This is a genomic window from Phaeodactylibacter xiamenensis (assembly GCF_965229835.1).
Taxonomy (GTDB): Bacteria; Bacteroidota; Bacteroidia; order Chitinophagales; family Saprospiraceae; genus Phaeodactylibacter; species Phaeodactylibacter xiamenensis.
Genome location: NZ_OZ245931.1, coordinates 4,683,363 through 4,706,348, shown reverse-complemented (window position 1 = coordinate 4,706,348; position 22,986 = coordinate 4,683,363). Strand labels below are relative to the sequence as shown.

General features: G+C 50.4%; 24 protein-coding genes and 2 tRNA genes. 13 read left to right on the top strand and 13 right to left on the bottom strand.

Annotation, left to right across the window (positions count from 1 at the left end):
• Positions 1-89: 89 nt before the first annotated feature.
• On the bottom strand, positions 90-590 hold the full coding sequence (locus ACO08I_RS18055; RefSeq protein WP_044219163.1) for an OmpH family outer membrane protein: 501 nt from the start codon (positions 588-590) through the stop codon (positions 90-92).
• Positions 591-852: 262 nt separating this feature from the next.
• On the opposite strand from ACO08I_RS18055, the gene ACO08I_RS18050 reads away from it, so the two are divergent.
• Together ACO08I_RS18050 and ACO08I_RS18045 are read left to right on the top strand one after the other, a co-directional pair.
• The gene (locus ACO08I_RS18050) at positions 853-1,716 is read left to right on the top strand and encodes a glucosaminidase domain-containing protein (protein WP_282776272.1); all 864 of its coding nucleotides are present in this window, start codon (positions 853-855) and stop codon (positions 1,714-1,716) included.
• A 212-nt stretch (positions 1,717-1,928) separates the two neighbouring features.
• Positions 1,929-2,810: an SDR family NAD(P)-dependent oxidoreductase gene (locus tag ACO08I_RS18045; RefSeq protein ID WP_421946672.1), complete on the top strand. Its 882-nt coding sequence runs from the start codon at positions 1,929-1,931 to the stop codon at positions 2,808-2,810.
• Between the two features lie 4 nt (positions 2,811-2,814).
• Here the strand turns inward: ACO08I_RS18045 and ACO08I_RS18040 are convergent, their stop codons facing one another.
• On the bottom strand, positions 2,815-5,607 hold the full coding sequence (locus ACO08I_RS18040; protein ID WP_421946671.1) for a tetratricopeptide repeat protein: 2,793 nt from the start codon (positions 5,605-5,607) through the stop codon (positions 2,815-2,817).
• A 206-nt stretch (positions 5,608-5,813) separates the two neighbouring features.
• Positions 5,814-6,056 (bottom strand): molybdopterin converting factor subunit 1, encoded by a 243-nt coding sequence (moaD, locus tag ACO08I_RS18035; RefSeq protein ID WP_044219155.1) that lies wholly within the window; start codon positions 6,054-6,056, stop codon positions 5,814-5,816.
• Between the two features lie 564 nt (positions 6,057-6,620).
• Between moaD and ACO08I_RS18030 the strand changes: the two genes are divergently transcribed.
• On the top strand, positions 6,621-7,766 hold the full coding sequence (locus ACO08I_RS18030; RefSeq protein WP_282776279.1) for a lytic transglycosylase domain-containing protein: 1,146 nt from the start codon (positions 6,621-6,623) through the stop codon (positions 7,764-7,766).
• 33 nt (positions 7,767-7,799) lie between these two features.
• On the opposite strand, the gene ACO08I_RS18025 is transcribed toward ACO08I_RS18030, so the two are convergent.
• The 7 genes from ACO08I_RS18025 to ACO08I_RS17995 form a co-directional block, all read right to left on the bottom strand.
• On the bottom strand, positions 7,800-7,937 hold the full coding sequence (locus ACO08I_RS18025; RefSeq protein ID WP_421946670.1) for a GIY-YIG nuclease family protein: 138 nt from the start codon (positions 7,935-7,937) through the stop codon (positions 7,800-7,802).
• Positions 7,938-8,053: 116 nt separating this feature from the next.
• Positions 8,054-8,338 (bottom strand): GIY-YIG nuclease family protein, encoded by a 285-nt coding sequence (locus ACO08I_RS18020; protein ID WP_421946669.1) that lies wholly within the window; start codon positions 8,336-8,338, stop codon positions 8,054-8,056.
• A gap of 116 nt (positions 8,339-8,454) precedes the next feature.
• Complete coding sequence (locus tag ACO08I_RS18015; RefSeq protein ID WP_421946669.1) at positions 8,455-8,739, bottom strand: GIY-YIG nuclease family protein; 285 nt, start codon at positions 8,737-8,739, stop codon at positions 8,455-8,457.
• Positions 8,740-8,855: 116 nt separating this feature from the next.
• The gene (locus ACO08I_RS18010; RefSeq protein WP_421946669.1) at positions 8,856-9,140 is read right to left on the bottom strand and encodes a GIY-YIG nuclease family protein; all 285 of its coding nucleotides are present in this window, start codon (positions 9,138-9,140) and stop codon (positions 8,856-8,858) included.
• Positions 9,141-9,256: 116 nt separating this feature from the next.
• Positions 9,257-9,541 (bottom strand): GIY-YIG nuclease family protein, encoded by a 285-nt coding sequence (locus tag ACO08I_RS18005; RefSeq protein ID WP_421946669.1) that lies wholly within the window; start codon positions 9,539-9,541, stop codon positions 9,257-9,259.
• A 57-nt stretch (positions 9,542-9,598) separates the two neighbouring features.
• Positions 9,599-9,672, bottom strand: a tRNA-Met gene (locus ACO08I_RS18000).
• Between the two features lie 396 nt (positions 9,673-10,068).
• Positions 10,069-10,135 (bottom strand) — tRNA-OTHER (locus ACO08I_RS17995).
• A gap of 110 nt (positions 10,136-10,245) precedes the next feature.
• Here ACO08I_RS17995 and ACO08I_RS17990 point away from each other — a divergent pair.
• Complete coding sequence (locus tag ACO08I_RS17990; RefSeq protein ID WP_282781621.1) at positions 10,246-10,626, top strand: hypothetical protein; 381 nt, start codon at positions 10,246-10,248, stop codon at positions 10,624-10,626.
• Here ACO08I_RS17990 and ACO08I_RS17985 read toward each other — a convergent pair.
• Entirely contained in the window at positions 10,613-11,980 is a 1,368-nt protein-coding gene (locus ACO08I_RS17985) for a DUF5723 family protein (RefSeq protein WP_282781623.1), read from the bottom strand. The two genes, ACO08I_RS17990 and ACO08I_RS17985, sit on opposite strands and share 14 nt — an antisense overlap.
• 177 nt (positions 11,981-12,157) lie before the next feature.
• Complete coding sequence (locus ACO08I_RS17980) at positions 12,158-13,798, bottom strand: adenylate/guanylate cyclase domain-containing protein (protein WP_282781625.1); 1,641 nt, start codon at positions 13,796-13,798, stop codon at positions 12,158-12,160.
• 220 nt (positions 13,799-14,018) lie between these two features.
• Between ACO08I_RS17980 and ACO08I_RS17975 the strand changes: the two genes are divergently transcribed.
• Together ACO08I_RS17975 and ACO08I_RS17970 are read left to right on the top strand one after the other, a co-directional pair.
• Positions 14,019-14,480: an HPP family protein gene (locus tag ACO08I_RS17975; RefSeq protein WP_282781626.1), complete on the top strand. Its 462-nt coding sequence runs from the start codon at positions 14,019-14,021 to the stop codon at positions 14,478-14,480.
• 107 nt (positions 14,481-14,587) lie between these two features.
• On the top strand, positions 14,588-15,415 hold the full coding sequence (locus ACO08I_RS17970) for a universal stress protein (RefSeq protein ID WP_282781628.1): 828 nt from the start codon (positions 14,588-14,590) through the stop codon (positions 15,413-15,415).
• A gap of 3 nt (positions 15,416-15,418) precedes the next feature.
• Here the strand turns inward: ACO08I_RS17970 and ACO08I_RS17965 are convergent, their stop codons facing one another.
• On the bottom strand, positions 15,419-16,648 hold the full coding sequence (locus ACO08I_RS17965; RefSeq protein ID WP_282781630.1) for a metallophosphoesterase: 1,230 nt from the start codon (positions 16,646-16,648) through the stop codon (positions 15,419-15,421).
• 418 nt (positions 16,649-17,066) lie between these two features.
• Here ACO08I_RS17965 and ACO08I_RS17960 point away from each other — a divergent pair, with 418 nt between their 5' ends.
• From ACO08I_RS17960 to ACO08I_RS17930, 7 genes are all read left to right on the top strand, one after another.
• Positions 17,067-17,642 (top strand): outer membrane beta-barrel protein, encoded by a 576-nt coding sequence (locus tag ACO08I_RS17960; RefSeq protein ID WP_044219099.1) that lies wholly within the window; start codon positions 17,067-17,069, stop codon positions 17,640-17,642.
• A 71-nt stretch (positions 17,643-17,713) separates the two neighbouring features.
• Positions 17,714-18,529, top strand: a complete 816-nt coding sequence (gene kdsA / locus ACO08I_RS17955; protein ID WP_044219096.1) for a 3-deoxy-8-phosphooctulonate synthase — start codon at positions 17,714-17,716, stop codon at positions 18,527-18,529.
• Between the two features lie 183 nt (positions 18,530-18,712).
• Positions 18,713-19,156: a hypothetical protein gene (locus ACO08I_RS17950; protein WP_052515896.1), complete on the top strand. Its 444-nt coding sequence runs from the start codon at positions 18,713-18,715 to the stop codon at positions 19,154-19,156.
• A gap of 130 nt (positions 19,157-19,286) precedes the next feature.
• Positions 19,287-19,853 (top strand): hypothetical protein, encoded by a 567-nt coding sequence (locus tag ACO08I_RS17945; RefSeq protein WP_282781635.1) that lies wholly within the window; start codon positions 19,287-19,289, stop codon positions 19,851-19,853.
• Positions 19,846-21,414, top strand: a complete 1,569-nt coding sequence (locus tag ACO08I_RS17940) for an NAD(P)/FAD-dependent oxidoreductase (RefSeq protein WP_421946668.1) — start codon at positions 19,846-19,848, stop codon at positions 21,412-21,414. Before ACO08I_RS17945 ends, ACO08I_RS17940 begins: the two co-directional genes overlap by 8 nt.
• A gap of 54 nt (positions 21,415-21,468) precedes the next feature.
• On the top strand, positions 21,469-21,888 hold the full coding sequence (locus ACO08I_RS17935) for a DoxX family protein (protein ID WP_044219090.1): 420 nt from the start codon (positions 21,469-21,471) through the stop codon (positions 21,886-21,888).
• Positions 21,889-22,381: 493 nt separating this feature from the next.
• Complete coding sequence (locus ACO08I_RS17930) at positions 22,382-22,918, top strand: RNA recognition motif domain-containing protein (protein WP_421946667.1); 537 nt, start codon at positions 22,382-22,384, stop codon at positions 22,916-22,918.
• The last annotated feature ends 68 nt before the right edge of the window (positions 22,919-22,986 follow it).

Genomic DNA, 22,986 nt, shown 5'->3' with positions numbered 1-22,986 from the left:
CAGAAAACTGGCGTAAACCCGCAAATACGAAAGCCGCTACCCGAATATTCTCCGGTAGCGGCTCCCATCGTGCAGGTAAAATCGGAATATTACAGCTTCGCCTTCACCAGCTCCATCACATCATCTGCCTCCTCGGCAAACAGGATTGCATTGAAAACGCTGGTATCAAAAATCATGACATAGCCGTTTTCCTTAGCCACTTCCTGAATGGCCTGCTCTGCTCTGGTGATGAGCGGCTCCAGCAGTTCCTGCCGCTTAGCCTGTACTTTTTGAGCTACTTCCTGCTCGTAAGCCAGGATTTCATCGCGCTCTTTTTCAAGCTTGGCCTGAGTTTCCTGCTGTGCTTTTGGCGTCATTGTGCCGCCCTGCACCTGCTGAGCAAAGGCCTGGGCTTCTTTCTGCCATGCTGCTGCCATCTCTTCGCCTTTGGTCACGAGCTGCTTTTGGAAAGCTTCCAGCTCGCTGTCGGCGGCTTTCGTTTCTTCCAGTGAAGAAATGAGATTGCCAAAGTTGAGGTGGCCGTACTTCTGCGCCATCGACAGGGCAGGTGTCAAAAACAAGAAGGCGGCAAAAAGGATGTATGACTTCATATTGTTTTGTTTTTCTGATTCAGGAATCGTCTTTACGGAAATTTCCGCAAAGGTAGTTGGACACCGGGACTACAACAATTAAAAGAGGGGAAAAATTGGATAGGTGTTGGTTAAGAGTCTCTTAAAACCTGCCGGAAAGCATAAAAAAACAAAATATGTTTAGATTAATTTGATTTTAAAACGTTTTATTTTAAATTTGTTGCATCATTTTGTGTTAACAGCCGGTAGGCAGGCCGCCATCCGGTACTCAATTCTGACAGATATGAACCTCATCAACGAAACAAACATCCGGCAGCTCGCTTACAAAGCGGGACAGGAGACCAGCCTTGCCATTCAAAAACACTGGCTCAAGACGGCATTACTTGGGGCAGCGGCTTATATGGCCCTGCAGAAAGACATGGTAATTGACCTGCAACTGAACCGGCCGGCTGCAGCTGTTGTGCAACCTCAGGCTACAGCCCGCCCCATGGCACAAACGGTGGCTTTCCGGGAACCAGCTACTAAAGCTCGGGCCATGAACACTTCCCTTGTGGAGCAGCAGGCATCCAAAACGGAAACCACAGCCGCCAAATCTGCACCCGGGACCAATGTCAGTAATCTGGCAAACACCTATTCCAACCTGACCGCAGCCAATAAGGGAGAGGCCCGTAAGGAAAGCGCTACCGACCGAAGGAGCAAACGTCAAAAACAAAAAGCCTATGTGAAACGGTTTGCCAAAGTGGCTCGCATGGAAATGGACAAGTACGGCATACCGGCGAGTATCACGCTGGCGCAAGGCTTACTGGAAAGCAATGTAGGTGAAAGCAAGCTGGCCACCCGCAACAACAATCACTTTGGAATGAAGTGTTTCTCAAAAAGTTGCTCCAAAGGGCACTGCAGCAATTTTACTGATGACAGCCACAAAGATTTTTTCCGCATCTACAAAAGCGCCTGGGAAAGTTTCCGGGCACATAGCCTGCTCCTGAAGCAGAGCAGCCGTTATCAGCCTTTGTTTCAACTCAAATCCAATGATTACAAGGGTTGGGCAAGGGGGCTAAAAAAAGCCGGTTATGCCACTGATCCCAAATACGCTGAAAAAATTATTAACCTGATCGAAGACCTCGACCTACACCAATACGACCGGTAGCCACCTGCCTGTCTGATTCCTGACAGTTTATCTGCAAAGGGGGGTGACAAAAATCACCGCATGGGCGCCCTAAGGTGCTTATTTTCGCTCTATCACAATTTATTATTGTTTTTAGCGATTAAATACAACCGTAAAGGACGTATTGCTGCTATCCTTCCTGGTCGTAAGTTAGGAGGCAGCCCATGAACATTAGCATAAACTGTAAACAACAAATGAAAGATTTTACCTGCCTCGTAACCGGCGCCGAGTCCGGGCTGGGTTACGCTGCCGCCCGCGGGCTTGCCCGGGAAGGCGCGACTGTCGTAATGGTCTGTGACAACAAAAAACGGGCCCGCAAAGCAAGGGTCAAACTGATCGAAGAAAGCCAAAACCCGGATATTGACCTTGTCCTTGTTGACTGGTTTTCACAAGAGGATATCAAAGCGAAAGCACAGGAAATCCTGCATAACTACCGGTCTGTCCATTTGCTCCTCAACCTGGCGGAGGCTTACTTCCCCATCCGGAAGCTCACTGCAAATGGTAAAGAACGCAACTTCGCCTACAACGTGCTTGCGCCCTACCTTTTCACCAATGAGCTAAGCTCGCTGCTGATGGCTGCGGATGGTGCACGGGTCCTCAATCTGACTTATGAATCCCACCGGCTGGGTGCCATCAACTTTAACGATCCGGGATTGAAGTACAACTTCTCCATCCGGGATGCACAGCGGCAAGTTGCCCTGGCCCGCTTGTCCTGGACTTACGAGCTCAATCGTCGTTTGTCTGGCACAGGAATAGATGTCCATGCCTTTTCAACCGGTGCACACCATCCGGCCACCATTCAGCAAGTGCCCCGCGTCCTCCACTGGGCGGTCAAAATGGCTACCCGCTTTTGGGAGCGTACTTCAGAAGAATCCATTAGCGCACTCTTGCGTTTGTCCCTTTCCGACGACTACGAGCGGCTTAGCGGAAAATACCTTTTCAAAGGTCAAATCGTAAAGTCTTCTCCAATCACTTACAATACAGCATTCAACCAGCAGCTTTGGGACACTTGTGCGACCAACACGAATTCTACTATTGCTGCTTACCGGGAGATACAGGAAATGCTGTTATCCTAGGGGGCTACCGCCTGACCCATAGCCCGGTCAGGATCAGCCCGAATACGCCGCCAAGAATCCAGAAAACCGGGATATCTGAAGTCCCGGTCTTTCCTGACTGGCTGTAGGGCGCCCCAAAAGTACGCACCGCTTGAAGGACTTCATACGCCGGCTGTGCCTGTAGGACAGCCAGTTGCTCTATGGGGTTTAGTGAGGATGTGGCAGCATCCAGCCAATCCACATACACCTCGGGGTCCTTGCAGAGGTCCTGCTGCTCGATGAAGGTTCCAATAAAATGCTGCTGAGCGCGTACCCGGTTGATCAGGCCCGTTGTACTGTTGCCCCAATAATCGGTATAAGCCTCATCCAGCGCCAAGTACCTGGTACGGGGCAATGTGGAATTTGCCAGCGCCAGCGCGCTGCCGGCGTCCGCCGTCAATAGCAAACGGGCATTAACGGCCTCTTCGGGAGCCCGCAGGTTGATTAATGCCTTGGAGGCGCTCAGCCAGTCGGACAGGACAGAGAAGCAATTATGAATTGATGAGTGGCTTGTAGGCATGGCCACAGCCGCACCACTATTTTTGTCAAAAGGCTCTTTTTGAAAGAAATAGGCATCCGCTTCAGCACCAGGCAACTGGTCAGCGGTAGAAAGATCCGCAAGAAAAGACGCAGCGCAAAGATGGCGGTGTATGAGATAAGCCTCGGAAACACTTCCTGTCTCCAGCTCTGCCTTATTAAAGGGGTACATCGCTAACTGATGGCTGGGCAGTACCAACAGCCCGGAAATTTCCCTGTTATCCAACGCTTCCAAACCTGGAAACAACGTCCGCCCGCTAAGGCTTTTTATTTGCCCGTTCTGATCGATCTCTATATGCTTTCGGTACAACTGTCCAATCCCTGCTCCCAATTGTAAAATGTATAAATTCTGATCCGCAACCCAGTAGTGGTAACTCCGTAAACTTAGTGATGCCAATACAGCCTCAAACTCCTGCAAGGGCCTGTGCTCTACTTTATACCTTAGCTGCGTTGCCTGTTGCGAGCGTAAACCAGCCCACACCTCGCCTACCGCCGAAATTACTCCTGAAGCCCTGCCATTCTCATACGGATATGCATTGTCCAGCCGTTGTGACCGGTACTTCCAGAAAGCAGGAGCAGTACAGGCTTCCACATCGTGAAAATTAAAAAAGGCGACTTTGCCAAATTCAAACCAATTATAGGCATCCTCAACCGAAAAGCCATCTCTGACGTATTGCTGCTGCAGATAAAGGTGCTGTATCCCACTGTTGAAGATATCTTCCAAATGGTTCTTCAGCCAGTGTGCCTCAAATGGCGTAAGCGGCTTGGATAACAGAAGCTCCAGCCGGTTCTGCAGCTCAGCGTAGTACTCCGTGCCAGCTTTAATATTGTCAATAGTATGCCGGTCCTGACCAGCCAGCAGTGTATGTACCTGGCCCATAGCATATAGCAGTCGGATTTGGTTAAACTCATGGTGCCCAGCCCGGTGCAGGGCCGACTTAAAATGCACCATCGCCTGTTCTGTATTCCCGCTTTGAAACTCCATTTCACCCAAGGCTTCCTCGGCCAGCGCTTTTAGGGCTGCAGGCTCCGTGGAGCGGGCGATGTGATTCAGGATTTGCCGGGCTCTCGTTTCGTTGCCAGAAGCCGCATAGGCACGGGCTACAAAATAACGTGGAAGGAGGCTTTCGCTACGCTCAGCGAAAAGCTTGCTCCATTGCAGCGCTTCAGCCCTTGCTCCACTCAGCAGGGCTAATTCCACTGCGTTGGCCCAGTCGGCAGGATGGAGGGCACCCGGAGAGGTGCTAATCCATTGCCGAAAGTGCTGAAGTGCGGGCTCGAGCTGCCCCAGCAAAAGGTACGACTTTGCCAGTAGTGGAAAAGCGGAAGACCGGACCCCAGGGTTGCGCACGGCACGTTCTGCTATTTGGACGGCTAAAGCCGGTTGCCCTGCATGCAGTGCATCTTTGGCCAATTCAAGGGCGGCTTCTCCAGCGAAACTATTTTGCATGCGCTCATTAGCTTCGAACAAATGGTAGGCCCGCTGATAGGCCTGGGCGCGCTCGCCTTCAGGCAACAATCTGGCCAACCGGCACCAATTTCGCCCCAAAGCCTCCGGATACTGATTAGGGAACACCTTTAATATGGATATAGCCTCCTCGTAAGCCTTTCGGGCCTTAGGGAGCAGCTCTTGTTTTTCGTAGAGCATACCTCTTTCTTCCCATACCCGGCTTAATTCCGGATGACCTGCGTCGTAGTATTTGGCCAGGATTTCTTCCGCCTCTTCCAGAAAGGCCACTGCACTGCCAAAAGAATCCTGATTGCGCGCGGTAACAGCCATAAACAGAAGTGAAGCCGCTGTTTGAGGATGTTCCCTTGAAAACAGATCTTCACGAATATCATAAGCCATCCGATGGCACTCCATTGCGTCCCCAAAACGGCCAGCGGCTTCGTACACCTGCCCAAGTTTATGGGCGGCTTTGGCAGCTTCATCATTATTACGGCTGAGGGTTTCAATACTTTGCCAGAGCGCCTGTTTAGCGGTTTGCTTAGCGGCATCTAATTGCCCGAGTTCGAGCTGAGCCTGAGTGATCTGGTTGAGGCAGGAAAAATAGTAAGGCCAGGACGCAGCAGCTTTGTAGTGGGCAGCAGCTTGTCTCAGCTCAGAAATTGCGGATTCAAAATCATGACTGAGCAACAGGGAGGCTGCCCGGTTCTGATGTTGACCAGCAACGCCCGGCGGCTGCGCATGCAGCATATTAAAGGCGCAGACACCTATTAAAATCAGTACAGTTTTTCTCATAGTAAGAACATGGTCAATCCGTCAAATACAACTCCTGAAAGTATGTTGGGTGCCGGGAAAAAATGGCACTTTGAGTATGCTTGCTTTTTGATATGTCCAAGGGGAGTCTTCAGCAGGGGGAGCCAAAAAGAGCTGGCAGTGAAGCCAGCCATTTTTTTATATACTAATCTCCCCAAGATAAGGTTTTTTCCGTAGCTGAACAACTGCTAACCTCCACTTACGGGGGGTATGATGGCGACTTCATCCTCCGGCTGCAGGGGTTGATCATCCTTTGCATAACTGGTATTGACCGCAACGGAAAGAGAAGCCAGCTTAGCAAACTCAGGGAACTGTTCCGTTAATTTGACTTTCAGATCGCTGACCGTTGCTTCTGACGGCAGCTCCAACGTAAACTGACTATTGCCAAGTATATCCTTTGCGATACCGAACGCAATAATTTGAATCTCCATGACAGACTTCCTTTATCTTACCATTCGGAGACCTGAGAGCTGTAAAAATGACATTAGAAAACTCCATTTCACGCTCTCAATCCCCATAAAATTATTTTTATTAACAAAACATTAACACTTGTTAAAACCTCCGTAGCCCACCCGCTTTTGAGCCGGTACGAACTACTGAATGCACCCCATAGTAAGGTATAATATTCTTTTTGGGCAAAAAAACAGTGGTCACAAGCAGAATTTTAGTTCCCTGCACGAAACATATTTTTTCTCCACATGTGGTAACACCTTACGTGCTCAGGTGATAAAAATGGGAGGGCAAAGACAAATCGTTGACTTTTAACGGTAAAGAGAATAGTTTTGCCCCATCAAATGAAGATCAGCATCCGTGCGGACCTGCGTTTGATACATGTACGAAAACAAGAAGAGTATAAAACTAGTTGTTGGCTCACAGCTGCTTTTCCCGGCAGCTGTGCTGAGTATCGGAGGGCTGCTTTATGCAGTCCGGTTGATACTCATGCTGCATAAAAGGCTAAACCCTATGCAGTAAAGCTTCATGCAAAACCCAAAGGCATGAAATTCCCATGGACAATTGTAGCTGTTTTGGCAGTGAACAGCCTGACCGCTACGCCCAAATCTGACCCCTTCTCCGAACGATCGGGCGACTTTAATGCTCGCTGGTCTTCAGAGATAGAGGACAAAGTGAAAGAGCGGATCGACCGCCTCACTATTCCCTTCGAAGCCAGGTACGACCTGGAAGTGCGTAACCGCATCAAGGATTACGTCACAGATGGCTACCGTGATACGGAGCGTATGCTTGGCCGCACAACGGCTTTTTTCCCCATTTTTGAGCACTACCTGAGCTTGCACGGGCTTCCCCGTGAGCTCCGCTATCTGCCTGTAGTTGAAACAGAGCTGCAGACAGCGGCTTCCTCTCATGCAGGTGCTGCCGGACTGTGGCAATTCATTCGGCCTACCGCACGCTTGTACGACCTCGAAGTGAGCCATCAGGTAGATGAGCGTTACGATGTGTACCGGTCAACGGAAGCAGCCGTCTTAATGCTATCCCGCCTGCATAGCCACTACAAGGACTGGTCGCTCGTGCTTGCGGCCTACAATTGTGGGCCCGTACGGGTCAATGCAGCGATTAAGCAAGCCGGCAGCCGGGACTTCTACACGGTTGCCAACTTCCTTCCGGAGGAGACCCGTCACTATGTGCCAAGGTTCATTGCTGCGGCCTACATCACCAACTACTACAGCCACCATGGCCTAAAGCCAGATTCCCGTGGCGTTTTCAACCAGTCAATCAGTGGAATCAAGCTTTACGAGCGCTTCACTTTTGGAGAGATTGCACACGCTTCAGGCGTAGCAGTGAGTGATATTCGCAAGCTGAATCCGGCTTACCGGGGAAGCATTATCCCCAAGCGTGAAGATGGCCACTATCTGTTGCTACCAGCCGCAGGGATAAAGAACCTCAAACCGCTCATCGCAGCTCGTTCAGGCCAGTACGCTCCGGATTATCAGTTGCTCTACCCCAATACTTTCCACATGGACTACAAGGTACGCCCGGGGGAAACCATTGGCGATGTAGCAAAGCGGTTCAACATCACCGAAGCTCAAATCCGGCAATGGAACCAACTCAGAGAGACCGAGGTATTCGTACACCAGGAATTATCGCTTTACGTGACCAACGATGGCTCTGGCTACATTAAACCCTAAGGATTAAAACTTCGCATAAATAAGGTTTATTGATTAAAAGGCTCTCCCCTTTGGAGGGCCTTTTTTGTTCCCGCCAGCATTATGCTGCTGTAGCCTGCGCAGCAAATTCGAGGTCGCACCCTTGTACAGGCGGTTATCTTTCAGGCTGTAGAGGACGTAGAAGTAATACATACCGGTGGAATGGGGCTGTAAAAACGAAAGCCTTCACCGAAAACGGTGAAGGCTTTGTAGCGTGAGCCCGTACGGGCGACCTCAGCATTATGAATACAGCGCTCTAACCTGCTATACTACCCAGGCAGATTGATCTGGCCCTCTTCATTTAACAAGCCCGCCGATTTTAATAGCTCCCGCAAAGCAGCACCGCCCTCCAATGACTTCGACCAGCGCTCTCGTGATAACGCGGCCGACTGCTCTGCATATTCTTCGAAGTACAGCAATATTAACGGCCGGCGGTGCTTCGTTGAGCGGGTCCCGCCAGCATTATGCTGCTGTAGCCTGCGCAGCAAATTCGAGGTCGCACCCTTATACAGGCGGTTATCTTTCAGGCTGTAGAGGACGTAGAAGTAATACATACCGGTGGAATGGGGCTGTAAAAACGAAAGCCTTCACCGAAAACGGTGAAGGCTTTGTAGCGTGAGCCCGTACGGGCGACCTCAGCATTATGAATACAGCGCTCTAACCTGCTATACTACCCAGGCAGATTGATCTGGCCCTCTTCATTTAGCAAGCCCGCCGATTTTAATAGCTCCCGCAAAGCAGCACCGCCCTCCAATGACTTCGACCAGCGCTCTCGTGATAACGCGGCCGACTGCTCTGCATATTCTTCGAAGTACAGCAATATTAACGGCCGGCGGTGCTTCGTTGAGCGGGTCCCGCCAGCATTATGCTGCTGTAGCCTGCGCAGCAAATTCGAGGTCGCACCCTTGTACAGGCGGTTGTCTTTCAGGCTGTAGAGGACGTAGAAGTAATACATACCGGTGGAATGGGGCTGTAAAAACGAAAGCCTTCACCGAAAACGGTGAAGGCTTTGTAGCGTGAGCCCGTACGGGCGACCTCAGCATTATGAATACAGCGCTCTAACCTGCTATACTACCCAGGCAGATTGATCTGGCCCTCTTCATTTAGCAAGCCCGCCGATTTTAATAGCTCCCGCAAAGCAGCACCGCCCTCCAATGACTTCGACCAGCGCTCTCGTGATAACGCGGCCGACTGCTCTGCATATTCTTCGAAGTACAGCAATATTAACGGCCGGCGGTGCTTCGTTGAGCGGGTCCCGCCAGCATTATGCTGCTGTAGCCTGCGCAGCAAATTCGAGGTCGCACCCTTATACAGGCGGTTATCTTTCAGGCTGTAGAGGACGTAGAAGTAATACATACCGGTGGAATGGGGCTGTAAAAACGAAAGCCTTCACCGAAAACGGTGAAGGCTTTGTAGCGTGAGCCCGTACGGGCGACCTCAGCATTATGAATACAGCGCTCTAACCTGCTATACTACCCAGGCAGATTGATCTGGCCCTCTTCATTTAGCAAGCCCGCCGATTTTAATAGCTCCCGCAAAGCAGCACCGCCCTCCAATGACTTCGACCAGCGCTCTCGTGATAACGCGGCCGACTGCTCTGCATATTCTTCGAAGTACAGCAATATTAACGGCCGGCGGTGCTTCGTTGAGCGGGTCCCGCCAGCATTATGCTGCTGTAGCCTGCGCAGCAAATTCGAGGTCGCACCCTTGTACAGGCGGTTGTCTTTCAGGCTGTAGAGGACGTAGAAGTAATACATACCGGTGGAATGGGGCTGTAAAAACGAAAGCCTTCACCGTTTTCGGTGAAGGCTTTGTAGCGTGAGAGTGACTTGAACACTCGACCTCAGCATTATGAATGCTGCGCTCTAACCAGCTGAGCTACCACGCCATTTTTTCTCTTTGAGGCGGTTCTCTATTGCTGAACTATCGCTTCCCATACGTGAAAGAGGGACTTGAACTCTCGACCTCCCGTACGGGCGCTCTAACCAGCTGAGCTACCACGCCATTTTTTCTCTTTGAGGCGGTTCTCTATTGCTGAACTATCGCTTCCCATACGTGAAAGAGGGACTTGAACTCTCGACCTCCCGTACGGGCGCTCTAACCAGCTGAGCTACCACGCCATTTTTTCTCTTTGAGGCGGTCCTCTATTGCTGAACTATCGCTTCCCATACGTGAAAGAGGGACTTGAACTCTCGACCTCCCGTACGGGCGCTCTAACCAGCTGAGCTACCACGCCATTTTTTCTCTTTGAGGCGGTCCTCTATTGCTGAACTATCGCTTCCCATACGTGAGAGAGGGACTTGAACTCTCGACCTCCCGTACGGGCGCTCTAACCAGCTGAGCTACCACGCCATATCAAATAAAAGCATCATTCTGCTTTTTGCGGTTGCAAAGATAAATTTTTAACTCTATTCCATGCAACCTTTTTGGCGAATATTTTTTCAAATGGGAAAAGTGTAAAATGACAGACGATCAAAAAATCAGTATACGCCCTGAGGTCCTAACTAAGGATATTGAAAGCACCCCTGCGGAGCGCTTCCAAAATGCGACGCTCCGACCTGTGCTGAAACTACAGAATGAGCTGCTGCAGGCTGTTTTTCTACACATGATGGACAAGCGCAAAGTCAGTTTCCGACAGCAGTCCCCACAGGATCAGGCGGCACAAATTGAGCACAGCCTCAGCAAAGATAAGCGGCTGCGCTTTCAGCTGCTTGGTGTGGTAATTGGACAGTTCACCACAGCCGAATATACCGAGTTTCTTGCATTAGAACAGGAAGCCGTGCGACGGATATTCACCATGATGGTACAGCGGCTGAAGGACGGACTCATCAAAACCACTTAGGGCCCGCATCTTTCATTTCGCTTTCCCGGGGCGCAAAGAGTAGATTTAAGCCAAGACGCAGGTGACTGGCATTGCTGTCTTTGGGCTGGAAAACGGTCAGAATATTATCCGTGGCAGCAACCAGTTGAACCGGCCCGGCTTTAAGGGTAGCATTCAGCCCCAGGTTATCAAAGCGGTTGTTGCGCCAGGAGTAAATCCCTCCGACATTCAGAAATGGCAAAACCTGCAAGTTAGAGGATAGGGCGGCGGCCGGGTAGGTGTTGCCACGATAGCTTTCGCTAAAAATAAGTCCCCCTACAGTCCAGTTTTCGCGCAGGCGCAACGTAGCGCTCAGGTAAAAACGGGTAGGCAGGGTGGTCCGAAAACCTTCTGAACCTTCCTCTATTTCATAAACGGCTTCAAGTGTATCCAGAACGGAACCGAAACTTGTACTATCATCAAAAATCCGCTGTGCAAAGTCAAGCCCCTCATATTCATAGGTGCCCTTAAGACTGTAATTGTTAACCTCCTCATCCCAGTCAATACCCCCAATATCCAATACACTAGCCGCCAGCTCAAGCTTGCCGAGCTTCACATGCGCCCCCAGGTCAAAAGCAAACCCGGTGTTGCCCGTAAACAGGCTCTCTGCAGAGAAAGTCCCAAAATCGAAGTTGGTCTGAATGTCATCAAAGCCATCGTAAGTAAGAGAAGAAGCGCTGTTGACCTGATAATCAGCATTCAGCGTCAACTGGTAAACCTCGCTGTCCGTTCGAAGCCGAAGTTGATTCCGGCTACTGTTGATGCTGCCGGCACCTGAAAGGAGCTTAGCCCGTCCACCGATGACCACCGCATCACTGACTTCAATCATTGCCCCCACCGCAAATTCCTGATAGCCTAGCACATCTATATCGGGGGCGAACTCAATTTCTTCTCCTATAAACTGAGCATTGCCCTGCCAGATGAGCTGCGGCAAGGTCTTTGGGTAGTCCATAAATGCGTTGAAACGAAAGGTATGGGAAATGCTGAGCCCTAATGGCCCGAATCGCGCGCCCAGGCTTAGGGTTTCAATATCGAGGTTCTCGCGTATGGCATTGCGGTCCTCCATCCCGAGAATAGCCTGATCGACATTCAGCACCCGGTTCCCATTACCATCCTCAACGAAAAGCGTATTGTAAGTCAGGTTTTCCACCCAAAGGCTGTTGTAAACGCCTGGCAGCCCAATCACCATCTCATATTCCGGGAAAAATGCCGGATTCGTGCGGTTCGCCTGCCAGGTATGCCGCAAAAAGTGCGTACTCAAATCTTGCTGGGCTAGCAGTACAGCCGAAGGCAAAACGGCCAATGCCAAAACGGCCAAAAATAGCTTAATTCTCATGGTAGCTTTTGATTTCAAAGATTCAGGATTGGGTGTGCGGATGGTTGCAAGGGCAAGAACGGTATTTTCGGCCGGAGAATTGTACAAAATTGCCAGCCACTTGCCGACAAACAAGGCGATAGCAACCGTCCAAACAACGAAAGCCAGGACAAAGCAGTAAGTCTTCGGAGTTTTATGTTAAGCAGAAACAGTAGCCCCGGCACGGGCTCCTTTGACAAAGTACATATCGATCAGGCCTTTATTTTTAGCCTGTACTTTGCCCCGGTATTCACAGTCAAACTGGTATTTGATCAGGTTGTAAGTTGCTTCTGAAATATTCACCCGACCGGCCTGCCCGTTGGTCTCCATGCGGGAAGCAGTGTTTACCGTATCGCCCCATATATCGTAAGCAAATTTATTCACACCCACCACACCTGCTACGGCAGGGCCCGTGTGTATGCCAATCCGAGCCTCGAAGTAGGGCTTGCCCAGGCGCATACGCTCCTGTTTTTGTTCCTCCAGGTACTCCTGCATTTCCAGTGCTGCCTTGATCATACTGCCCGGCATGGTTTTTCGGTTATCCAAACCGGAAGCACACATGTAGGCATCGCCTATCGTTTTTATTTTTTCAATTTCCGGATAGTTGCCGATAATAAAGTCGAAACCCTTGAAACAGCGGTCCAGTTCTTCCACCAGTTCTTCCGGCGAAAGCTGCTCAGATATCCTGGAGAAATTAATGAAGTCACTAAAGAGCACAGTTACCTCGTCGTACTTGCGGGTTTGAGCTTTGCCGTACTCTCGCAGTTCCTCGGCAATATTGGCAGGCAGGATGTTCAGCAGCAGTTCATTGGAGCGCTCCTTCTCCTGCTCGATCATGCGGTTTTTGTCCTTGAGCTGCTGCCGGTTGCGGCGGCTGATGAGGAAGAGTACCAGCAAAAGTAAAGTCAACAGGATACCCGAACCAGCCAGGATCATAAGTTGGTTGCGCTGCTCTTTGTTGCGCTCCGCTTCGCGGCGGCTACGTTCGGCTTCGAGCTTAGCTTCTGCAAGGTCTGCTTTTTGAGCCTGAAGGACCGCTTCCCGCTGAGCCTCTGCAGCAGACAGCTTTTCAAACTTCTTTTTATTGATTTCTGCCAGAGAATCTGCTTTCGCCTTTGCAGCAGAGACATCAGCCAGGCGCTCCTCCTTTTTATTGACCTCCTGCTCCACTTGCTGTTTTTCCTGCACGAGGCGCTGCTGCTGCTGTTGCAACTGGTCACGGTCGGAAGACAGCAAATCCTTCTCTTCTGAAAGACGGTCAATTTCAGCCTGCAGACGCTGCCGCTCCTGGTCCAGTGCCTTACGCTGCTGTTCATATTTGCGCTCCAGATCACTGATACTCGTACCGTTCTGACTGAAGTAATTGAACGCTTCTTCTACAATCTGGTAAGCCTTGCGATAGTTACGATCTTTTTCGGCGAGCCGGCTGCGGCGTTCCACGCTTTTGATAATGAGGTCAGAATCCCCGGCATCCTTCGCTTTGGCCAAAGCAGTACGGTACCAGACCTCTGCGTTCCGCTCATCGCGGTCGCGCTCATAGCCCCGACCGGCCAGAAAGGCCGCTTCTGCACCCATACTGGAGTTATTGATTTCCGTAGCTAACCGGTGCGCCAGTTTAGCCTGCTCAATAGAAGCCTCCGTATTGCTGCGCAGGTAAGCCTCAGCCAGGTCGTAGTGCAGGTACATTTTTTCTTTGCTGCTACCCGCCTGCTCCAGTTGCTTTTTCAGGTCTTCAATAGAATCCTGGCCAAAAGCAAACCCTACAAATAAGCAACAAGCAAAAATGATCAATAACCTCATAGAAAGAAAAGCAACTGTTTAGATACCGGCAAGTCCCCGGCTGATATCAGGTCAAATAGAGAAAACAAAAATACAAACTCCACGCTAGAAAAGAAGGAAAACCGTATAATGATGAAAATCATAAAACTGCTATGACGGATGTCAACAGCCCTCAACGATGTTTTGCGCATATTAGCAGTGTAAAAGCCAATTGCCTCATTAATACGAAAAAACTAAAGCAATGAACGTCCTAGATCCTGTCAAGAGTATCATGACAACCAAACTCATCACTGTAAGCACCGGTGATAAGCTAACCGCCGTGAAGGAAATTTTCGACAACAACCGCATCCACCATGTTCCGGTAGTCCGCTACAAGGAATTGGTGGGCATCATCAGCAAGACTGACTTCATGCATTTCCTGCGCGGCTTCAACCGCAACCAGGAAGACCGCTTTGTGAATGAAGCACGCATGCGGGCCTACAACGTGGAAGACATTATGACTAAGGGGATTGCCAAGCTTTCTCCGGATGACCGCATCAACGTAGCACTGGAAGTGTTCCTGGAGAACCGCTTCCATGCCGTTCCCGTAGTCAGCGAAAATGGTGAGCTCGAAGGCATTCTAACCACCTTTGACATCATTAAAGCCATTGCCGCTACCAAAGTTACACCGAAAGAAATTCTGGAAAGCAAGAAACAACATTAGCAGTCATTACAGGGGCGCAACAGCTTTGTGCCCTCCTGCGCCCGCCTGAAGCTCACGCGGGCGCAGTGTTTTTTGACCGCTCCTTTATTGATTAAATGCCCTGCCTTATGAGAAAGATACTGGTCCCCACAGATTTTTCCGCCACCGCTGCTAATGCCTGCCAATTTGCACAGGTTGTTGCAGAACGGCAAAACGCGGAGGTAGACATCATGCACGCCTACCACCCTTCCTTCGACTATTCCAACCCCTATCTCGACATGCCCGCTGCCGAGTTTGACAGCATCAAACGGGAGCTGCTCGACCAGTTCATCGAAGGCAATACCCGGGATAGCGGTAGTAGTGTGGCAACGCTGCCTAAACCCATCCTGAATATTGGTTTCGCTTCTGAAGAAATCGTAAGGATGTCAAAAGGGTACGATCTGATTATCATGGGCACTACCGGAGAAGGCAACCTTTTGGAAAAAGCCTTTGGCAGTGTTTCCACCCACGTGGCACGCTTTGCCCACTGCCCGGTCCTGCTTGTTCCCGGTAACTGCAAGTGCGGCAACTTCGAGGAGGTGGTTTACGCCAGCAATTATCAGGCTGCAGATGAAGCAATGGTGAAAAAACTACTCACCATTACCGGCCCCGAAATCAACAATATCCACTTTGTACACATTGATAACGAAACCAAGTCGCCTTACCACGTGGAGCAGGTATTGTACGAACAGGCTCAGCTGTATGGCACAGCGGCTATTGGCTTCAACTCAGTGGAAATTGAATGCCCCAACGTGCAGGAAGGTATCGTACAATACGCCAGTGACATACGGGCTGACCTTATCGTCATGGGCACGATGCACCGGAACTTCCTGGAGCGCCTCTTCCATAAGAGTGTGACTCAGCAGGTTGTTTTCCATACGACAGTCCCCCTCTTGGTCATGCACTACGATGATTAAGACTTAAGCTTCTTTTTGCAATTCGATGAGCGTAACTTCCGGTAGAATACCTACACGGCCAGGGTAGCCGAGGTAGCCTAAACCACGGTTGACGTACAGGAATTGCCGCCCGCTTTGGTACAGACCTGCCCATTGCTTGTAGACGTATTTGATGGGGCTCCACTTAATCCACCCGGGGATTTCCACCCCAAACTGCATACCATGGGTGTGCCCGGAAAAGGTAATGGCGATGTCCTGATAATCATTCGTGACTTCCCCTTCCCAATGCGAGGGGTCATGCGACAGCAGCAACTTGAGGTCAGCCATGCCAAGCCCTTCGGTGGCCTGCTTCAGATCGCCATATTTGGGGAAGCGCGGATGTGTCGAATAATTTTCCACACCGATAACTGCTACTTTGGCACCGTTCACCTCCAGGGTACGGTGTTCGTTCAGCAGGAGGTCCCAGCCGATACGGCGGTGGGTATCTTTCAGTAAATCCATATTGGCTACTTTCTCTGAATCAGTACCCCATCGCACGTAGTCTCCATAGTCATGATTGCCTAGAACCGAATAGGCTCCGTAGCGGGCGTTGATTTTGTCAAACACATCCACAAAGGGCTGGGCTTCCTCTGCTTTATTGTTCACCAGGTCGCCCGTAAAGAAGACCAGGTCCGGCTGCTGTGCATTGATTAGGTCTACGGCGTTACGGACCGGTTCCTTGTGTAGGAAGCTGCCGGAGTGTATATCTGAAATCTGTACAATTTTGAGCCCCTGCAGCGCATCCGGCAAACCAGGAATACGGACTTTCTCCGTAAAGAGGCGGTAGCGGTAAGGATTGCGCACCATACCATATATAAGGCTAAAGAAGGGTACTGCACCAAGCATCAGCCCCAGCTGAGCCAGGAAGCGGGAGCGGCCGGCGCTAAACTCCACACCACTGCCCAACTGAGTTGCCAACCAGCCAATGAGCCGCCGAAGGTCATCGACCACCATTACAGCAGCAACCAGCATTTTGGAAATGTAAACAATGAAAAACAAGGTGCGAACGACAGTTACCGTTGATTTTGGCCAGTTTTCAAACCACCCTGCATCACTGCCCAGCATCCAGGTCAGCAAAAGCACTGGCACTGCCCAGTAAATACCGTATAGCAGGTACCGCAGGCTCGGCTGCCAGCTGTGGGCGAGCGTGCGCACAGCCATAAAGGCATAACCATCAAAAACAAGTAACAAAATGAGCAGGATAAGAAGGCGCATAAACTCCGTATTTCTATGTACAAAGAGGGCAACTTTGATATTGTTTCAGCAAACTGATGAATGTCATGATTTTTTCGGCCACTCTTTGATTTTAGTCAGTGCCCGGCACCTTAATTTGCTTTTCATTAGCAAAAAACAGCCACCCTATACTAAAGTGTAAACGGGGGCCGTTAATAAGCGGAAATAAGGGCAAAAAAATTAGATTTCGATTCTTCCCCCCCTGCCTATTTTTATATCGAAATTTAATTTTGCTAAAAATTAAATCCACTGAATTCCATCTTTTGTTTAATTAAATTTTTTAACAAGGTTTAAATCAAGGTTAAATCAAAATAAAATTCTGACTATTGACTTGACTCCTACACCATTTGCACCTACATTTGCGGCAACAAAACCGCAAAAAGCTAAAAACGAGAATCCGATGAAAAATCTAACCCTTATTTGCACCCTGGTGTTGGCAAGCCTCACTACCCTTTCTGCTCAACTTTCCTTTAAGCCTGGCGATATAGAACTGGCGGCTGGTGTTGGCGTAATTTCCACTTATGCTAAAGACGGCGCGACCACTATCGCTCCTCCGGTCAATCTGCGCATGGACGTCCGCCTGTCTCCCAACTTCAGCCTGGGTGCCTATGCTGCTTATGCCTCCTTTGAGCGCAACGGCCGTATCCTTCCTACCGGTGCGGTACAAGACATTTCCAATGAATCTTTCCAGGCCGGCCTTCGTGCAACTGCGCACGGGCAGGTAGGCGAAAAGTTTAACATCTACGGTGGCGGAATGCTCGGCTACGATATGGCAACCGTAGAAGAATCCATCGACGGGCAGCCTAAGAGCAAAGGCGACGAGCCTTCCTTTATCCGTCCGGAAGCTAATAACAACGCTCTGATCTACAGCGCTTTTATCGGTGCGACTTATTACCCTAAAAGCAACCTGGGCTTCTTTGGCGAGGTTGGCTATGGCAACAGCCTGCTGAACGTAGGCGTTAGTTTCCGTCTGTAGGAACTTTGCGCTGGCATTCCGGGTTTTTAAATGACCCTTTGCTAACAAAACTCCTGCAAGCAACAATAACTATGGAACTGAAGCATATTCCAAAACTGAAATTCACCGACGGGCAGTCTTTTTTTCTAATCGCCGGCCCTTGCGCCATCGAAGGAGAAGATATGGCTTTCGAAATTGCCGGGCGGGTCAATGCCATTTGCGAAAGACTGGAAATTCCTTACATTTTCAAGGGCTCCTACCGCAAAGCCAATCGCTCCCGCATCGATTCCTTTACTGGGATTGGTGACGAAAAAGCGCTTGGCATCCTGAAAGCCGTTGGTGAAAAGTTTCAAATTCCGGTCACTACAGACATCCACTCTGAGCCGGAAGCAGCTTTGGCTGCACAGTATGTGGATGTGCTTCAGATCCCGGCTTTCCTTTGCCGCCAAACCAGCCTGCTGGTCGCAGCGGCTGAGACCGGTAAAGTGGTTAACATTAAAAAAGGCCAGTTTCTGAGCCCTGATGCTATGCAATTTGCTGCTGATAAAGTGCGGGGCGCTGGCAACGAGCGGGTCCTTCTCACTGAACGGGGCACCACCTTTGGCTATCAGGACCTGATCGTTGATTTCCGGGGTATTCCGACTATGCAATCCCTTGGCGCTCCTGTCGTTTTAGACTGTACGCACTCCCTGCAACAGCCCAATCAGACTTCCGGAGTAACCGGAGGCCGCCCGGCTATGATTAGCACCATCGCCAAAGCGGGTATCGCTGCCGGTGTAGACGGTTTGTTCATAGAAACGCACCCCACTCCATCTACTGCGAAGTCTGATGGCGCCAATATGCTACCGCTAGATCAACTCGAGCCTTTGCTTGAACGGCTGGTCAATATCCGAAAAGCTATCATTTAAACCTATCTGGCAGGCAGCGTTTTTGACATAAGCCGGGTCTGTATTGTAAAGCAGTGATTACACTTTGCTGTTGAACGCGATTGCGCTCACAATGAAAATCACAAAATAATACACTACCCAAGCCTTGTTTTTAACAAAAAAATTGTGTATTTTACTTTTAAACCCAAACCAAAAGGAGGAACTATGAGAAAAAGCAATATCTACAATTCCACACTGACCATCCTCCTCCTGTTCGCCACCACCACCCTGATTGGGCAACAGGTGGAGAAGACGTTGGTCAAATCCTTTAATTTAGGCGGGCTGCAAACCGTATCCCTGAATGTTGATGCTCCGGTAGAGGTCGTTGACTGGGATCAGCCCTTCATGCGCGTACAAATGCACATTGAGCTCGACCGAGGCTCGGAAGCCTTGTTGAAGTCACTCGTACGCGCGGGGCGGTACAACCTGAACGCCGACGAAGCCGAAGGTACTTTCAATATCGTAGCGCCCAATCTGGGCCGGGAAATCACAATTGGCGGGCAACCTCTGAATGACCGGATTTCTTTTGTCATAAAGAAGCCGCGCAATGTAGCTTTTTCGCCATTACAGAGTGAAGAAATAACTGAAGAGACTGCCTCCTCACTGTAAACTCAGGCCGAGCAACTTTTGAAAAGAGTTGAACGTTATAAAAGGTGTGCTGCCGAAAAACCGGAGCACACCTTTTATTTTTGCCAGAGTGATGTTCATATTACCTTTGGCGCTCAAATTTGCAGAATCAATGAGAATCGGTTGGATAATAATAGGGCTGCTCCTCTTGGGCAGTCAGGCTCAGGCACAGCTCAAAAAGACTCTTCACAAGGTTTTTGAAGTACCGGAAACCGCCAACCTGTTGGTGTTCAATATCTATGAAGGCGACTCCTACGATGTGATCCCCTGGGCTGGCAATACTATAATGACGGAAACACAGGTGGAGATGTCCAAGGCTTCCCGTGGCGTGTTTGACTTCTTCCTGGAAGAAGGCCGCTATGATTTCATCACTGCCCCTCAGAGCGACAGCCTGATCGTCAGCAGCAAGGACTTGCTTCGCCGGGTGATTAAACTGGAAGATGTGGAAGCTGAGGAGAAGGTGCACAGCCGGATTTACATCCCCGATTACTTTGTGCAGCAGTCTACCACTGTCTGGGAAAAGCCGGAAGCGCACCAGGAGCAGCAGCCCCAGCGCAAAAAACTCAACCGGGAAAAAATGGACGTGGACAAGCAGCTGCACGAGGCGGTACAGCCCAGCCCTGCCGATTCCACCAATACAAGCACTGCACCCCGCACGCAGAACGACGACAATGGTTAAAGAATTAGAACTTAAGCTGAGCCCCTCTGAAGCTCAGGACGAATCAATCATACGCAGCCGGGCTATACAAAAATGCCGCCTGCCCGCCGATACCGTCGAGGAGGTCCACCTGCTCAGGCGGTCAATCGATGCACGGGGTAAGCGGCCAGCTATCCGGTTGCGCGTAGCTGTCTATGCGGGCGAGCGCTATCAGCCGGAACCCGCTATCCTCGACCGCTTTCGGATGGTGGATGAAGCTCCGGAAGTCATTATAGTGGGTGCAGGGCCTGCAGGCTACTTCGCTGCACTTGAGCTTATCGAGCTGGGATTGAAGCCTATCGTATTTGACCGGGGAAAAGATGTCCGTGCGCGGCGCCGGGACCTCCGTGCTATTCAGCAATTCGGTGAGGTAAACCCTGACTCCAATTACTGCTTCGGAGAAGGTGGTGCAGGCACCTATTCGGACGGCAAGCTGTATACCCGTTCTCATAAACGAGGTAATATCGAAAAAGCCATGCGCCTGCTGGTGGAACATGGTGCCAAATCCGATATTCTGATTGATGCTCACCCGCATATTGGTTCCAACAAACTCCCTAAGATTGTCGGCAATATTCGCTCCACTATCGAGCACTATGGCGGGCAGGTACACTTTGACAGCAACGTCACCGATTTCCTCATTGAAGACGGTGCCATCAAAGGCGTAACCGTCAACAATAATTCAGAGCACACCGCAGAAGCTGTCATTCTGGCAACAGGGCACTCTGCGCGGGACATTTACTACCTGCTTCATCAAAAGGGAGTCAGGCTTGAGGCCAAACCTTACGCCCTTGGCGTGAGAATTGAGCATCCCCAGCCACTAATCGACCAGATACAGTACAATCAGCGGCAGCGAGAGGCAGCACTGCCGGCTTCCAGCTACCGGCTGGCCTGCCAGGTGGGCGACCGGGGCGTCTTCTCCTTCTGCATGTGCCCCGGAGGACTGGTGGTCCCGGCAGCAACGGCACCCGGAGAGATCGTCGTCAATGGGATGTCTATGTCCAAACGGGACTCCCCCTATGCCAACTCGGGAACGGTAGTCGCCGTAGAACTGGAAGACCTCGCGCCTTTCCGGCAGCACGGTATTTTCGCCGGGCTGGCTTTCCAGCAAAGCGTTGAGCAAGCCCTTTTCAACCACGGCGATGGCAGCCAAAAAGCCCCGGCACAGCGCCTGACTGATTTTGTAAAGGGCAAAGTGTCCGGTAATCTGAATGGCTCTTCCTATATACCCGGGCTCTATGCTGCCCCCCTGCATGAATTGCTGCCACCCTCCATTGCAGATAAACTGCGGCAAGCCGTACAGATTTTCGGTCAGAAAATGAAAGGGTACTACTCTGAAGAAGCGAACGTGATTGGGACAGAAAGCCGGACAAGCTCGCCTATCAGAATCCCCCGGGACCGCGACACTTACATGCATAGCGAAGTCAGGGGGTTTTTCCCTGCCGGTGAAGGTGCAGGCTACGCAGGCGGGATCATCTCTGCAGCAATGGATGGCCAGAATGTAGCCCGTGCTGTAAAAAAATTCCTGGCCCCTGTACTGCGGTAAGCTCATTCATCCCCTAAAATACCCTACCTTGCGGCCGCTAAAAAATAACAGCCGATGAAAGATATTCTGGATTTACTGGGCAGAGGACTATTGGCCTTTATTTTTTTATATGAGGCCTACGACTCCATTTTCTACTACGAAGCCACCAAACAGAAGATGACGGCCTATGGCCTGGAATGGCATCAGGACCTGCAACTGTTGGGCGCCATCGTTTTACTCACGCTGGGCGGCACCCTGCTGCTTATTGGCTACCGGACCGGCCTTGCGATGTTCATGCTCCTTTGTTACTGGATCCCTGTCACCTTTATTGTACATGCTTTTTGGCTGGATCCGGAACCAGAACGCCGGCTGGAATCTATCATGTTTATGAAAAATATTGCCATCGTGGGCGGGCTCCTCATGGTCTGGGCCAACGGTGTAGGCAAGTATAGTATCAAACGGTTGTTTGCCACCACCCATGTGCCTGGAAACTAATGCGCCACGCTCAATTCACAAAACTACTGGTTTAGAAGTACAAAACTTATCCGTGGCTGCTTCTGCACGGGAAGTCCACTGCATGCTATTTACACCGCTTTCTTCTGCACATTTTAAACCTGACTTGATTTTTATTCCGAAATTATCCTATATTGAGAGGGTATTTATACAATGCAATAGAAGTGTATAATTGAGAAAACGTTGCACAATGTACTCAGCCGATTCATTTAAGCCATAGTAATAACCGATGCACATTTTAACCACATCATGCATGACAGTTTAAAAAATTATTCCGCATAATCAGCTATACCTAACATCAACCAGCCTTATTAAGCCAGCCTTCTGTTGACCGCCCATATTTAAAGGCCTCCAATAACTCAAGACTGATGCAATAAGAAGCTTTTCGCACCATATGTGCGCCCGGTATACGAGGGTAGTAAGCCCTGATTTTCATTTTCAACCTTTTCCTAATCACTTTTTCAACTTTTTTGTGATGAATATTTTTGTTGCTAAGCTTAATTTTGATACAGACAGTGATGGTCTGCGCACTGCTTTTGAAGCTTACGGAGAGGTGGACTCCGCCAAAGTCGTTAATGATCACTTTACCGGTAAATCCCGGGGCTTTGGCTTTGTAGAAATGCCAGATGACGAGCAGGCTATGAGTGCAATCGAAGCGCTTAACGAGTCTGACCTGGACGGCAACACAATTGTAGTGAAAAAAGCAGAGCCTCGCGAAAAGCGTGGTGGTGGCGGACGCGGCGGTTTCGGCGGCGGCGGCGGTGGACGGGGCCGTGGTGGCTACGGCGGGCGCAGAGATGACTACGGTGGCGGACGCGACCGTGGGGGCTACGGTGGCGGTGGCGGACGCAGAAATGACTATGCCGGCGGGCGTGACCGCGGCGGCTACAGCGGCGGGCGCAGAGATGATTACGGTGGAGGGCGTGACCGACGGGACCGCGATGACTACAGTGGCGGACGACGCGACGATTACCGAAAGGACAATGACCGGGATAACAATAACCGGTATTAATAGATTTTATTAAAGTAAATTTTGTATGCCCCTGAATTGCCTTTTTCGCCAGCTCTGCATCACGTCCT

Excerpts from the sequence above, each read along its gene's own strand:
- ACO08I_RS18055 (WP_044219163.1), bottom strand. The coding sequence starts at position 590 with ATGAAGTCATACATCCTTTTTGCCGCCTTCTTGTTTTTGACACCTGCC.
- ACO08I_RS18050 (WP_282776272.1), top strand. The coding sequence starts at position 853 with ATGAACCTCATCAACGAAACAAACATCCGGCAGCTCGCTTACAAAGCG.
- ACO08I_RS18045 (WP_421946672.1), top strand. The coding sequence starts at position 1,929 with ATGAAAGATTTTACCTGCCTCGTAACCGGCGCCGAGTCCGGGCTGGGT.
- ACO08I_RS18040 (WP_421946671.1), bottom strand. The coding sequence starts at position 5,607 with ATGAGAAAAACTGTACTGATTTTAATAGGTGTCTGCGCCTTTAATATG.
- moaD (WP_044219155.1), bottom strand. The coding sequence starts at position 6,056 with ATGGAGATTCAAATTATTGCGTTCGGTATCGCAAAGGATATACTTGGC.
- ACO08I_RS18030 (WP_282776279.1), top strand. The coding sequence starts at position 6,621 with ATGAAATTCCCATGGACAATTGTAGCTGTTTTGGCAGTGAACAGCCTG.
- ACO08I_RS18025 (WP_421946670.1), bottom strand. The coding sequence starts at position 7,937 with ATGTATTACTTCTACGTCCTCTACAGCCTGAAAGATAACCGCCTGTAC.
- ACO08I_RS18020 (WP_421946669.1), bottom strand. The coding sequence starts at position 8,338 with ATGTATTACTTCTACGTCCTCTACAGCCTGAAAGATAACCGCCTGTAT.
- ACO08I_RS18015 (WP_421946669.1), bottom strand. The coding sequence starts at position 8,739 with ATGTATTACTTCTACGTCCTCTACAGCCTGAAAGACAACCGCCTGTAC.
- ACO08I_RS18010 (WP_421946669.1), bottom strand. The coding sequence starts at position 9,140 with ATGTATTACTTCTACGTCCTCTACAGCCTGAAAGATAACCGCCTGTAT.
- ACO08I_RS18005 (WP_421946669.1), bottom strand. The coding sequence starts at position 9,541 with ATGTATTACTTCTACGTCCTCTACAGCCTGAAAGACAACCGCCTGTAC.
- ACO08I_RS17990 (WP_282781621.1), top strand. The coding sequence starts at position 10,246 with ATGACAGACGATCAAAAAATCAGTATACGCCCTGAGGTCCTAACTAAG.
- ACO08I_RS17985 (WP_282781623.1), bottom strand. The coding sequence starts at position 11,980 with ATGAGAATTAAGCTATTTTTGGCCGTTTTGGCATTGGCCGTTTTGCCT.
- ACO08I_RS17980 (WP_282781625.1), bottom strand. The coding sequence starts at position 13,798 with ATGAGGTTATTGATCATTTTTGCTTGTTGCTTATTTGTAGGGTTTGCT.
- ACO08I_RS17975 (WP_282781626.1), top strand. The coding sequence starts at position 14,019 with ATGAACGTCCTAGATCCTGTCAAGAGTATCATGACAACCAAACTCATC.
- ACO08I_RS17970 (WP_282781628.1), top strand. The coding sequence starts at position 14,588 with ATGAGAAAGATACTGGTCCCCACAGATTTTTCCGCCACCGCTGCTAAT.
- ACO08I_RS17965 (WP_282781630.1), bottom strand. The coding sequence starts at position 16,648 with ATGCGCCTTCTTATCCTGCTCATTTTGTTACTTGTTTTTGATGGTTAT.
- ACO08I_RS17960 (WP_044219099.1), top strand. The coding sequence starts at position 17,067 with ATGAAAAATCTAACCCTTATTTGCACCCTGGTGTTGGCAAGCCTCACT.
- kdsA (WP_044219096.1), top strand. The coding sequence starts at position 17,714 with ATGGAACTGAAGCATATTCCAAAACTGAAATTCACCGACGGGCAGTCT.
- ACO08I_RS17950 (WP_052515896.1), top strand. The coding sequence starts at position 18,713 with ATGAGAAAAAGCAATATCTACAATTCCACACTGACCATCCTCCTCCTG.
- ACO08I_RS17945 (WP_282781635.1), top strand. The coding sequence starts at position 19,287 with ATGAGAATCGGTTGGATAATAATAGGGCTGCTCCTCTTGGGCAGTCAG.
- ACO08I_RS17940 (WP_421946668.1), top strand. The coding sequence starts at position 19,846 with ATGGTTAAAGAATTAGAACTTAAGCTGAGCCCCTCTGAAGCTCAGGAC.
- ACO08I_RS17935 (WP_044219090.1), top strand. The coding sequence starts at position 21,469 with ATGAAAGATATTCTGGATTTACTGGGCAGAGGACTATTGGCCTTTATT.
- ACO08I_RS17930 (WP_421946667.1), top strand. The coding sequence starts at position 22,382 with ATGAATATTTTTGTTGCTAAGCTTAATTTTGATACAGACAGTGATGGT.